The organism is Nitrosococcus halophilus Nc 4 (assembly GCF_000024725.1).
Taxonomy (GTDB): Bacteria; Pseudomonadota; Gammaproteobacteria; order Nitrosococcales; family Nitrosococcaceae; genus Nitrosococcus; species Nitrosococcus halophilus.
In genome coordinates this window covers 2562607-2575442 of the sequence record NC_013960.1, presented here as the reverse complement: position 1 = coordinate 2575442, position 12836 = coordinate 2562607, and the positions used below count along the sequence as shown (strand labels likewise).

At 53.1% G+C, this 12836-nt stretch carries 8 protein-coding genes; 4 read left to right on the top strand and 4 right to left on the bottom strand.

Features of this window, described 5'->3' with window-relative positions; translation table 11 throughout:
- Nucleotides 1-35: 35 nt before the first annotated feature.
- Complete coding sequence (locus tag NHAL_RS12170; protein ID WP_013033443.1) at nucleotides 36-1211, bottom strand: acetyl-CoA C-acyltransferase; 1176 nt, start codon at nucleotides 1209-1211, stop codon at nucleotides 36-38.
- A gap of 258 nt (nucleotides 1212-1469) precedes the next feature.
- Between NHAL_RS12170 and NHAL_RS12165 the strand changes: the two genes are divergently transcribed.
- The 3 genes from NHAL_RS12165 to NHAL_RS12160 all read left to right on the top strand — a co-directional run bounded on the left by NHAL_RS12165 (nucleotide 1470) and on the right by NHAL_RS12160 (nucleotide 6160).
- Nucleotides 1470-4883, top strand: a complete 3414-nt coding sequence (locus tag NHAL_RS12165) for a methylmalonyl-CoA mutase family protein (protein WP_013033442.1) — start codon at nucleotides 1470-1472, stop codon at nucleotides 4881-4883.
- A 534-nt stretch (nucleotides 4884-5417) separates the two neighbouring features.
- The gene (locus NHAL_RS21200) at nucleotides 5418-5555 is read left to right on the top strand and encodes a hypothetical protein (RefSeq protein WP_013033441.1); all 138 of its coding nucleotides are present in this window, start codon (nucleotides 5418-5420) and stop codon (nucleotides 5553-5555) included.
- Between the two features lie 353 nt (nucleotides 5556-5908).
- The gene (locus tag NHAL_RS12160; RefSeq protein ID WP_013033439.1) at nucleotides 5909-6160 is read left to right on the top strand and encodes a hypothetical protein; all 252 of its coding nucleotides are present in this window, start codon (nucleotides 5909-5911) and stop codon (nucleotides 6158-6160) included.
- Nucleotides 6161-6221: 61 nt separating this feature from the next.
- On the opposite strand, the gene NHAL_RS12155 is transcribed toward NHAL_RS12160, so the two are convergent.
- Nucleotides 6222-6803, bottom strand: coding sequence for a DJ-1/PfpI family protein (locus tag NHAL_RS12155; RefSeq protein WP_013033438.1), 582 nt, complete (start codon nucleotides 6801-6803; stop codon nucleotides 6222-6224).
- Between the two features lie 87 nt (nucleotides 6804-6890).
- Between NHAL_RS12155 and NHAL_RS12150 the strand changes: the two genes are divergently transcribed.
- The gene (locus tag NHAL_RS12150; RefSeq protein ID WP_013033437.1) at nucleotides 6891-7286 is read left to right on the top strand and encodes a cupin domain-containing protein; all 396 of its coding nucleotides are present in this window, start codon (nucleotides 6891-6893) and stop codon (nucleotides 7284-7286) included.
- Between the two features lie 182 nt (nucleotides 7287-7468).
- Here NHAL_RS12150 and treS read toward each other — a convergent pair whose 3' ends face one another.
- A complete protein-coding gene (gene treS, locus NHAL_RS12145) occupies nucleotides 7469-10801 on the bottom strand; it encodes a maltose alpha-D-glucosyltransferase (RefSeq protein WP_013033436.1) in 3333 nt (1110 codons plus the stop codon).
- A 13-nt stretch (nucleotides 10802-10814) separates the two neighbouring features.
- A complete protein-coding gene (locus NHAL_RS12140; protein ID WP_013033435.1) occupies nucleotides 10815-12803 on the bottom strand; it encodes an alpha-1,4-glucan--maltose-1-phosphate maltosyltransferase in 1989 nt (662 codons plus the stop codon).
- Nucleotides 12804-12836 lie beyond the last annotated feature (33 nt).

Below are 12836 nucleotides of genomic sequence, written 5' to 3'. Positions count from 1 at the left end.
GCTCTATCCATACGTTCCCGACAAAATAATCCTGCTCATTCAGCTTCTAGGGCCATGGCCGTAGCTTCCCCCCCGCCGATACAGAGAGCGGCAATCCCCCGCTGGAGGCCCTGCTGACGCAGGGCATGGAGTAGGGTCACCACCAACCGTGCTCCGCTAGCACCAATGGGGTGGCCTACCGCACAGGCACCGCCATTCACATTCACCTTAGCATGGTCCAGACCCAACTCCTCCATGGCGGCCAAAGTCACCACAGCAAAGGCCTCATTGATTTCATAGAGATCCGCCTCCGACCATCCGAGTTTATCCTGGAGCTTTTTGATCGCCCCAATCGGGGCCGTCGTAAACTCCTCCGGCGCTTGGGCATGGCTCGCGTGGGCCACAATCCGCGCCAAGGGGGTAAGCCCCAGGGTAATGGCGGTAGCCCGTTTCATCAGTAGCACGGCGGCAGCCCCATCGGAAATGGAAGAGGCATTGGCCGCGGTGACCGTTCCTCCTTCCCGAAAAGCAGGCTTCATAGTCGGGATCTTGGAAATGTCGCTCCGACGGGGTTGTTCATCTTCATGCACCCGTTGCGCTTCCCCCCGCCCAGGGACCCTCAGCGGTAGGATTTCAGTCGCCAAGGCGCCATTATCCAAGGCGGCCACGGCGCGCCGGACCGACTCCGCCGCATAGGCATCCTGCTGCTCTCGGGTAAAACCATAACGATCCACGCAGAGTTCAGCAAAATAGCCCATGCGCTGGCCATCCTGGGCATTTTCCAGACCATCTAGGAACATATGGTCAAGCACCTGCTGATGTCCGAAACGATACCCCTGACGTGCTTTAGGCAGCAGGTAAGGGGCATTACTCATGGACTCCATCCCGCCGGCTAACACCAACTCAGCCGAGCCTGCCAAGCAGAGGTCATGTCCCAGCATGATGGTCTTCATGCCCGAGCCGCAGACCTTATTAATGGTGGTGCACCCCACCGCAGGGGGAATTCCCGCTCCGAGGGCCGCTTGCCGCGCCGGCGCCTGGCCGATGCCCGCCGGGAGCACACAGCCCATCAACACTTCGCTAATGTGGGCAGCTTCCACCCCGCTGTCAGCCAGGACCGCCTCTAACACTGCCGTGCCTAATGCCGGCGCCGATAGGGGGGAAAGTTGGCCGAGAAAACCGCCCACTGGCGTTCGCCTGGCCGCAACAATCACAATATCATTTGGGTTCATGGCAATGTCGCTGCTGTTTGCTTACTTCCATCCGGTGCCTCGCCCTTCTAATAGCCCACCCCTTAATTCCTATGACAGCATCCCAAAGGGACTGGTTCCCACGCCCATATCCTGAACTAATTGATTGATTCATAAAATTATTTTTAGAACAAAAGAACTCACCCTTCTACCTTGGATCTGAACTTTAAATCTCCGCCATCAACTAAAGTTAAGAATAGTTTAAAAGTTCAGTAACGGCCCTTTCAGGAGAGGTCGGCTATGGCAACGGTTACCCATCCTCCTCCCCATATTCTCCCCATGGCAGCGCAGTCCCCCTTGCGCTTTATAACCGCCACCTCCCTATTTGACGGTCATGACGCGGCCATCAACATCATCCGGCGGATGCTGCAAGATCAGGGCGCTGAGGTTGTTCATTTAGGACATAATCGAGGCGTTGAAGAAATTGTCCGGGCCGCCTTACAAGAAGATGCGGATGGCATCGCCATTAGCTCCTATCAGGGTGGACACCTGGAGTTCTTCCGCTATTTGGTGGACCGTTTGCGAACCCAAGGACGGGAAGACCTGCTCGTCTTTGGAGGAGGTGGCGGCACCATCACTTCAGAGGAAGCCAGGGAATTGGAAACCTATGGGGTGGAAAAAATTTACCTGCCCCAGGAGGGGACCCTCCAAGGATTGGAGGGCATTATCCAAGACATTATGAATCGCACCCACCAAGCCCGCCGCCCACGCGTATTTCCAGAAAAAATCACCTTTCAAGACCCGGCGGCTATTGGTCAGGCCCTCTCCCTCATCGAAGCCGGCCAATCCATGGCCACAGGAAAAGCGCAAGCGCATATACCAGTCATTGGCCTTACCGGCACTGGCGGCGCTGGCAAAAGCAGCCTCCTGGATGAATTACTTTACTATTTTCTGATCAGTTTTCCAGACCTGCACCTGGCGGTGCTAGCCTTGGACCCCACCCGGCACCGTACCGGGGGCGCTCTGCTGGGGGATCGAATTCGTCTGAACAGCCTGGCCAATCCCCGGATCTACCTGCGCTCCTTGGCGACCCACAGCCGTCAGGGGGTCACCTCCGCTTCCCTGACCGAGATGGTCCCGTTCCTCAAATCTGTCGGTTTTGACCTCATTCTAATAGAAACAGCAGGCGCCGGTCAGGCGGATTCAGAAATTGTGGATGTGGTGGACTTATCAGTTTACGTAATGACCAGCGACTACGGCGCGCCTACCCAGCTGGAGAAGATCGAAATGCTGGATTGCGCCGACCTGGTGGTGTTGAACAAATTCGACAAACAGGGGGGCCAGGATGCCCTGCGGGATATTCGCAAACAGTGGCGCCGCAACCACCTGGCGTTCTCCTTTCCCGATGAGCAGGTGCCCGTCTATCCCACTGTGGCCAGCGAATTCGGCAATCCAGGCGTTGCCAAGCTTTTTAGCGCTCTCTGCCAAAAACTGGCGGAACGCCATCCGGAGAAGGGACAAACCTGGAAAATAGCCACGGATCTCGCTATCCCTCCTTCTCCCAAAGAAGACATTATCCCTCCTCGGCGGATTCGTTATCTAGCTGAAATAAGCGAACAGGGCCGCCGCCTCCGTAATGCCATCAACAAGCAGGTCAAGGCGGCTTCCCAAGCCCAAAGCTATTATGAAAGTCTGCGGGCTTTGACCGATCCCCACCTTCCCCCTCCCCTGACCCATTATTCCCGGCAGGTGCTGAAAGAAAACCCAGAAGATCATCTATCCCGGCTCCGCCAGTGCTACGAAGAAGCCCTGGAACAACTGACCGAAGAAGCCCTGGAACGTTTGCAACGCTGGCCGGAAACTTGCCATAGGCTGACCAGGGAACACTATACCTATCGGGTCCGGGGACAGGAAATCCGGGGGGAAAACTATTATGAAAGCCTCAGCCACCTGCCGATTCCCAAGGTAGCCCTGCCCCGCTATCAAGACTGGGGAGAGATTCTCCGCTTTCTTCTGGAAGAAAACGTGCCGGGAGAATATCCCTTCACCGCCGGCATTTACCCTTACCGGCGGACCACCGAAGAACTGGCCCGGATGTTTGCAGGGGAAGGCACTCCCGAGCGCACCAACCGGCGGTTCCACTATCTGGTCAGTGGCCAGCCCTCCATCCGGCTCTCCACGGCCTTTGATCCCATCGTCTTGTATGGCGAAGACCCTGCACCACAGCCGGATGTCTTTGGCCGAATTGGCATGTCCGGCGTGTCCGTGGCCACCGTAGATGACTTCAAAAAGCTCTTCTCCGGCTTTGATCTGTGCCAACCCAATGCCTCAGTATCTATGACCATCAATGGTCCGGCCCCCATGGTGTTGGCCTGGTTCCTCCATACCGCCATCGATCAACAAGTGGAGAAGTACTTACGCCACCAGGGAAACTGGGAATCAGCACAGCAACAGATCAAGGCCATCTACCGGGATCAACCCCGCCCCGGCTACCGGGGCGACTTGCCCCCAGGACACGATGGCTTGGGGTTAGGGCTGCTCGGCGTCTCCGGCCAACAATTACTGCCGAGGGAGACCTATGAACAAATCCGCACCGATGTGCTTAGCCGTATCCGAGGTACCGTTCAAGCGGATATTTTGAAGGAAGATCAGGCCCAAAACGAATGTATTTTTGCCACCGATTTTGGCCTTCGCCTAATGGGAGATATTCAAGAATATTTTATCGACCGCCAAATACGCCATTACTACACCGTTTCCGTCAGCGGTTACCACATTGCCGAAGCCGGCGCCAATCCCATCACCCAACTGGCTTTCACCCTGGCGAACGGCTTTACCCTGGTGGAATATTACCTCTCCCGGGGCATGGCCATCGACGACTTTGCCCCCCAAATGAGTTTTTTCTTCAGCAATGCCCTAGACCCGGAGTACGCCGTGATCGGCCGGGTGGCGCGGCGCATCTGGGCCCGCGCCATGCGGGAACGCTATGGCGCTTCCCCTCGCAGCCAAATGTTGAAATACCATATCCAAACTTCCGGGCGCAGCCTCCAGGCCCAAGAGATCAACTTCAACGACATCCGCACCACCCTGGAAGCCTTGTACGCCATTTACGACAACTGCAACAGCTTACACACCAATGCCTATGACGAGGCCGTCACCACCCCCACCGAGGAATCGGTACGCCGGGCCCTGGCCATTCAGCTCATCATCAACCGGGAACTGGGACTGAACTACAATCAGAATTTCCTCCAGGGCTCTTTTCTCATCCAAGAACTCACCCAACTGGTGGAAGAAGCCGTTTACCAGGAATTCGATCGGCTTTCCGAACGGGGCGGCGTCTTAGGCGCTATGGAAACCAATTATCAGCGCAATAAAATCCAAGAAGAAGGTCTCTACTACGAAAGCCGCAGACACGAGGGCAGCCTACCCATTGTAGGGGTCAATACTTTCCCCTCTCCCCATCCGGAAGATGCCATACCGGCAGGCAAGCTCACCCGCTCCACCAGAGAAGAAAAACAGGCCCAAGTAGATGCCGTTGAACTTTTCAAACGCCACCATGCCCCTGAAGCGGAGGCGGCCCTGGCACAACTCCAGCAAGTAATCCGCCACGGCGGCAATAGCTTTGAAGAATTGATGCACACCGTACAGCACTGCACCCTAGGGCAAATGACCCATGCCCTTTATGGCGTGGGGGGACAATATCGGCGGCGGATATAGCTGGTTTGAATAATTCATGGGATCACCACAAAGACACGAAAAATACACAGAAATCTAAAAATTAAACTTCGACAGAGGCATTTGCCTGGACAAAAATGAATGCATTAGTAAGGGTCAGTTCTTGCATTAGTAAGGGTCAGTTCTTGCTTTTTGATATTACTGCAGTATAGATAGGCTATTCAGACTAGAATTTGTATCATGATCCAGTTCATAATGCCCGCTCTCATGAAGATCTCACTACTAAGTTTAAGTTAAAGAAAGATAGCCTCATACAAGATCGAATGGAAACAATCGATCAATAAAGAAATATAGGTAGAAACATTGGTCGGGGTCGAAAGGGATCGTCTAAAGGGGTCCGTCTAAAGGGGTCCGTCTAAAGGGGTCCGTCTAAAGGGGTCCGCTAAAGGGGTCGGGTCTTGACTATTGCTATTGTGGATTTACGGTAATATATTGCTCCGTTAATGGATAAACAGACCTGATTAGTCTATTTTTTATTATCCTGTATCCCATATTCTATGAGCCCGGAGGCGAGTGATGAAAGACCCTGAGCTGATGGATGGACGCAAGATACCCGATGAAGTGATGGAGCACTTTCGCCGCCGCACGGTGCACGCGATCCGAGTCCAAGGCCATAGTCCGGAAATCGTGGCTCAAGCCTGTAGGCCGGATTAAGCGTCGCGTATCCGGCAAAACAATAACTTAAAAAGCGCCAGGAGCAAGGTTTGAGAACACAAAAGCGCAGCTTTAGTGTTCTTGAAAATGGTAGATAACTGCGTTATCGCGGGTATTTTATTGGCGGTCATTTGCTCGGCGTTTATCCTCTTAAGCGCCTATGCCCTCGCTTGGCTGATTTTAGACTAACTTGGGAGTCAGGAGACAATAGCCAGCCTCCTGCAAATATTTATCAACGCTACGCGTTAATTGCAGGAACAGAAAAAATAGATTATTAATAGATGTTTTAAAGGTCAAGATTGCCTAGAATAAAAGGCAATCACTCCATAAACTCGAAAAACCAGGAGGTTTTCATGGGTATTGATGAATATTTAAAAAGCACCCCCAAGTTAGCCCAACTTTGCAGCCAAAATGGGTGGATAGATAATGAAACCCTAAGCTATGAGCTCATGGAGCAAGGGGACGATCAGGCCGTTGTCAATGTGACTTTTGACGAGGTGGTCATGGAGGGGTCCGGCTGCGTCGCTGGCCGGATTTCATGTTACGGCAAAATGCGGCTAACCCTTGGCGATAGCGGCCAAGTTGAAAACAGCGAAATTATTTAGCAACCAAGACAGCTTTGGTGGTGGCCGTAATGGCCACCACGTCCCTTTCCCCCATTATCAACTATAGTTCAATCCGGGTCCCCAGCAGTTCGAGCAGTTTCGCTAGCCAATCCGCGTGGGCCGGCCAGGCAGGTGCGGTGACAAGGTTGCCGTCCACATGGGCTTGATCCATCCCAAGCTTGACAAATTTCCCTCCCGCAAGGGCCACATCAGGAGCTATCGAAGGATAGGCAGAGCAGTTTTTCCCTTCCACTACCTGGGCCGCCACTAAAAGCTGTGCCCCATGGCAAACAGAGGCGATGGGTTTGTTGGTGCTCCCAAAGTGCCGCACTATTGCCAGCACTCGCTCATTCAAACGAATGTATTCCGGCGCCCGTCCGCCAGGGATGACCAAAGCATCATAGGCTTCAGCCTGGATCTCATCAAAGTCAGCATTGACCGTAAAATTATGGCCTGGTTTCTCGCTATAGGTCTGGTCACCCTCAAAATCATGAATGGCGGTCCGCACCTTCTCACCCGCTTTTTTCCCTGGGCAAACCGCATGCACCTCATAGCCCACCATTTGCAAAGCCTGAAAAGGAACCATGACCTCGTAGTCTTCTACAAAATCACCCACTAACATCAGGATCTTCTTGGCACTCATCTTAAAATCCTGCCCCCTTTTACTTTAAAAAAGCCGAACTTCGTCCTAGACTTGGATAAACTCTTGATATTATAGGAGAGAACGACGATGTTCACACCAACCCGGTTGTCCTTTTACTTTACTGGAGCGTTTTTTCTTCTTTCCAGTTTCTGCTCACTGGCCATTGCCGCTCAAGACCAGGACAAACCGTCTCCCAAGCCCTTGTTAGAGCGAACGGTAACGCTTCCATCAAAAGCTGTCAAAGTCGTGGTTAAACACATGCGGTTCCCGGTTGGCTTCAAGACTCCGGAGCATACCCATGAGGGTCCTGGACCACGATACATCATCAAGGGCACAGTCAAAATTATGGAAGGAGGCAAAACCCATACCTACCAGGCGGGCGAAGTTTTCTGGGAGTCCGGCCTTCCAATGACGGCGGAGAATGTCGGCACGGGGGAAGCTGAAGTCGTCGTTTTTGAACTGGCCCCTGTGGAAATAAAATAACTCAAGAGGCTATTGGAAAACCTTGCTTTCAGTGAAGGGTGGAGCCACCATTAAGCGCTTGAATTTTGGTGGGTACGGCGCTGGCACACCTTAACCGGCTCTTATAGAGTAGGTTGTGCAGAGCACAGCGGGCCTCCTTCAAATGTCCCGCTTTGCTCCTAGCGAATAAGACTAGGACGGGTTTATTCCCCCGGGTTTTCCTCCTCCTCCAAGAATTCCAGCAATCCATTGAGGGGCACATCCACCCATTCCGGTCGATTGTCTAGCTCGTAGCGGAGTTCGTAGAGCGCCTTTTCCAAGATAAACAACTCAATCAAATAGTGAGCGTGTTCCGGGTCTGCGGGATAAGAGGGACAACCCGCAGCCGCTTCACCATAGCCGGCCAGAAAACTTTCCCCCACCTGCCGCTCCCAGGTGTGGGCCAAGGGGAGGAGTAACCCCCGATCCTCGGGGCGCTCCACGGTACAATGGCGCAGGGCCACGGCGGTGGCATAATTGAAAGAGCGCAACATGCCGGCCACATCCCGCAGCGGTGAATGCTTAATCCGGCGCTCGGCTAAGGGACGGGCCGGCTCCCCTTCAAAATCAATAATGACAAAGTCATCCTCCGCCACCAAAACCTGCCCCAAGTGGTAGTCACCATGATAGCGGGTCTTGACGGCACGTAATTCGGGAGGAATTAAAGCAAGACGTTGCCGTAAGGTCTCCTTGAGGGCTAAGAGGCAATCCACCTCGGTGCGCAGCGGTTCAGAAAACTCACTCCTACGCTGTTCTAGCATCTTTAAAGTCTGCTCAATGTCCTTTTCAATATGCTTTCGCCAGGAGTCCAAATCAGCGGAATTGATGGGTTCTGGATCAAAAGCCGGATTCCCTGTCTCCTTAGCCAATGCCTGATGCAACTCTCCCGTGCGCTGCCCCAGGATTCGTATCATTCTGAGGTAATTGTTATGGGTTTCGCCAAACTCGATGGCCGCTTCCTCAAGGGGTTTTGCCAGACTGTTTTCCAAAAAGCGTTCCAAATAATCCACGGTATAAGCCCAGGCATCCCCCTGGTTGGGAACAAAACCTTGTAATAGGGCTAAGGTCATTGGCGTTCCCTCAGGACCCAGAGACTCCAAAGTGCCTGCAAGGGGGACAATATTGGGAAAGGGCGATGCTTCCGTGAGAAAATGCCCCATCTCCTGTTCTGGATTGATGCCTTCCTGCAAATGACGGTAAATTTTCAGAAACAATCGATTATCTAGGATCAAGGTGCTATTAGTGCCCTCCATGGCCGGACGCCACAGCTGCTGCAGGGAAACACCGTTGACCAATTTTTCAAAAGCAGCGGTCGGAGAAAATTTTAGTTTCCCGGCCCCAAAAGGGATCTCCCGATGCTGTCCCATTGCCGTGACTAATGCCCGGCTAAAACTCACATCCGCTAAAGCATCATACAAAATACCAATGCGGGCTTGCCGCCGAATCTTGGCGATAGTGGATGGCAACAAGCGGCGTATGGGCTCCTCATCACCCTCCCCCCAGGCAAGGGCTAAAGGGATAAAATAAGACTGGACTTCAATATCGGCAAACTCGACCCTTACCCGAGCAAGTAACCAACTTCCCGCTTCTTCCGTCCATTCCTCCATCTGCTCCAGCCGGACACGCTCGACTTCCTCTCCTTTAGCCGCAAACCAGCGTTGGGTTATCAAAAAATCCCGTAATAGTTGTTCTAATTGCCCACACAATTTTTCGGACATCCGCTTACGGGGGGGATCGACGCGGCTAGGAAATAAACTGTCCCAGCCTGCAAATAATACTAATACGGGCAATTCCAGCGGGGGCAAACGCTCCTCGTGCCAAGAGGGCTCCTCCACATCCGTGGCCAACCGAAACCAATAAAATCCATGGCTTGGTAAGGTCAACAAATAGGGCAATTCGCCAATGGGAGGAAAAGGGGTGTGTCCCATCATCTCTAGGGGCACGCGCCCCTTAAAACGGGAGAGGTCCAATTCCACCGGCTGAGCATAACGGGACAAATTGGCGACACATAAGATAGCTTCACCCCCATACTCCCGCACATACGCCAGGATCTTGCGATTCCCAGGCCGAAGAAATTTTAGGGTCCCGCGCCCAAAGGCCTGGGTATTCTTGCGCACCGCCAGCAGGCGCTTCATCCAATTGAGAAGGGAGGACGGATCCCGGCTCTGGGCTTCCACATTGACGGCCTCGTAGCCATAAATGGGGTCCATGATAGGCGGTAGATACAAGCGTTGGGGATCGGCTTTCGAAAAACCGGCATTACGGTCCGGACTCCACTGCATGGGCGTGCGCACGCCATTGCGATCACCCAAATAAATGTTTTCCCCCATCCCAATCTCATCTCCATAGTAGATAATGGGCGAGCCGGGCATGGAGAGGAGCAAACTATTCATCAACTGGATCTTGTCCAGATCGTTGTCCATTAACGGTGCCAGACGCCGCCGGATACCCACATTGACCCGCATGCGAGGGTTGGTGGCATAGGTCTGATACATGTAGTCCCGTTCCTTGTCGGTGACCATCTCCAGGGTGAGTTCATCATGATTACGCAGAAAAATCGCCCACTGGCAACTCTCCGGAATATCCGGAGTTTGATTCATGATTTCGGTGATGGGGTGGCGATCTTCTTGGGCGATGGCCATATACATCCGCGGCATGAGGGGGAAATGGTAGGCCATATGGCATTCATCGCCGTCACCGAAATATTCCCTCACGTCCTCCGGCCATTGATTAGCCTCCGCCAAAAACATTCGGTGCCGATAGTGATCATCCACCACCGCCCGCATCTGTTTAAGCACCTCATGGGTTTCAGGAAGATTCTCGTTGTGGGTGCCCTCCCGCACACAAAGGTAGGGAATGGCATCCAAGCGCAAGCCATCGACCCCCATATCCAGCCAAAAACGCATGACCCGGATCACCGCCTTCACCACCTGGGGGTTGTTATGGTTGAGATCCGGCTGGTGAGAAAAAAACCGATGCCAGTAATAGGCCTTGGCGACTGGATCCCAGGCCCAGTTAGAGGTTTCCGTGTCGGTGAAAATAATCCGGGTCTCGGGAAATTTTTGATCGCTATTGCTCCAGACGTAAAAATTCCGTTTGGCCGAACCGGGGGGCGCCTTGCGGGCGGCTTGAAACCACTGGTGCTGATCCGAAGTATGGTTGATCACCAGTTCAGTGATGACTCTTAAGCCGCGGCGGTGGGCCGCCCGCACAAAGTTCCTAAAGTCTCTCCGGGTTCCGTAATCTGGATAGATGTTACGGTAATCAGCAATATCATAACCATCATCCCGCAACGGGGAAGGATAAAAGGGCAATAACCAGATCGTATTCACCCCTAGATCCTGAATGTAATCCAACTTCTGGGTAAGGCCCTGGAAATCTCCCGTACCATCATTATTGCTATCCAAAAAGGCCCTTACATGGAGCTGATAGATAATCGCCTCCTTATACCAAAGCGGATCATCCTGCCAGCTAAATTCTTCTCCTTGCTGGTTCATAGGCCTCCTGTGACTACATGAAATAATCGAAGTCCCGCTCAGTCCGTACTCGGCGCCGCAGTCGGAAAATATAGGCGGGAATAAGCTCAGGATTGAGTTCTACATAATTGCGTGGGCCCTGCCAAAGATAGCGGTTATCGCTCAGCAAATCATGTACCTGGTAAGGAAGGTGGGGTTCAATCCCCAGACTCTCCAAGGGCAATTGAACCCAACCCGACTGGGCATGATAGGCATCTAAATTCACGACCACCAAAATGATATCGGCAAGATCTTTAGTCCATTTGCTATAGCAAATCAGCTGTTCATTATCCACTGGATAAAAATGCAGATTCCGATCCGATTGCAGCGCGGGGTGGTGTTTGCGAATTTGGTTCACTCGAGCGATAAAATCCTTAAGGCTATCGGGACGATCGAGGTCCCAGTGCCGAAGTTGATACTTTTCAGAATTCAGGTATTCTTCGCTGCCCGGCTCCCGAGGCCTATTTTCCATCAATTCATAAGCAGGCCCATAAATACCGTAGTTCGCCCCTAAAGTAGCCGCCAAAACCAAACGGCTCATAAAGGCCGGCCGTCCGCCAAATTGCAGGTATTCCGTCAGAATGTCCGGTGTGTTGGGCCAAAGGTTGGGACGGAAATATTCCCGTAATTCAGTTTGGGTCAACTCAGTGAAATACTCTGTCAGTTCCCACTTGGTATTTCGCCAAGGGAAATAATTGTAGGACTGGGTGAAACCCAGCTTGGCAAGGCGGTACATGACTTTAGGACGGGTAAAAGCTTCAGACAAAAAGAGAGCATCCGGTTGTACTTTCTTCACTTCAGCAATGAGCCACTCCCATAGGGGGAACGGCTTGGTATGGGGGTTATCGACACGAAAGATATGCACTCCCTGCTCAATCCAGAACAGAAACACGCTTTTTAATTCATCCCACAGGGGCTGCCACCGCTCGGTCTCAAAATGAAAAGGATAGATGTCTTCGTATTTTTTAGGGGGATTCTCCGCGTATTGCACGGTATTATCGGGACGCCAACGAAACCACTCCGGGTGCTCCTTCACATAAGGGTGATCCGGTGCACACTGAAAAGCGATGTCCAGCGCCACTTCAATACCATACTCCCGCGCTTTGGCTACTAAGCGTCGAAAGTCCTCTAAGGTGCCTAATTGGGGGTGAATAGACTTGTGCCCCCCTTCTGCTGCCCCAATGGCCCAGGGGCTACCCGGATCCTCCGGGTTAGGAATAAGCGTATTATTTTTGCCCTTGCGATTAATGCGTCCAATGGGATGAATAGGCGGCAGGTAGAGCACATCGAATCCCATAGCGGCAATATAAGGTAAACGGGCCTCGCAAGCTTTAAAGTGGCCATGCTGGCCGGATTCCGGCGAACAGGAGCGGGGAAACATCTCATACCAGGCGCTAAACCGGGCCCGCTCCCTGTCCACCACTACCCCCAGCTCGCTGTGATAACGAGTCGCGAACCGCCGATCAGGATAGTCCGCCATCAGTAAAGCCACTTCTTCGTCAAGGGCGGTATCCAACCGTTTCCCCAGATCCCCCTCGCCACTTAGGATTTCTGCCCAAGTTCTAAGCCGCTTAGCGTCTTCTCCCTCGGCACGCTCAGCCGTTTCTGCCAGCAAACGGGCCCCGACCTGAAGCTGGAGGGCAATATCTTCTGCTTGGACCCGTTTGGCCAAGTCATGGCGCCAGGATTCGAAGTGATCTACCCAGGCAATGAGCGTGTAGCGATAGCGGCCCACTTCGGTGACCCGGAATCCTCCTTGCCAGCGGTCGTTACCCACAGGCTGCATAGGGACTTCACGCCAAGAACTCGCCCCTTCCGGTCGGTATTGCAGAACGCAGCTTACCGTATCATGGCCATCGGTAAAAACGTTCGCCTCAACCCCCACCGCTTCCCCTACTGTTCGCTTAATGGTAAAACGGCCGCCATCAATCTCAGGCTTGACTCCTTCGATAACCGCTCGGTTTCTACCCTCTTCCCCTTGCATAGTGAAGAACCCTCCTATTGCCGCACCATCTCA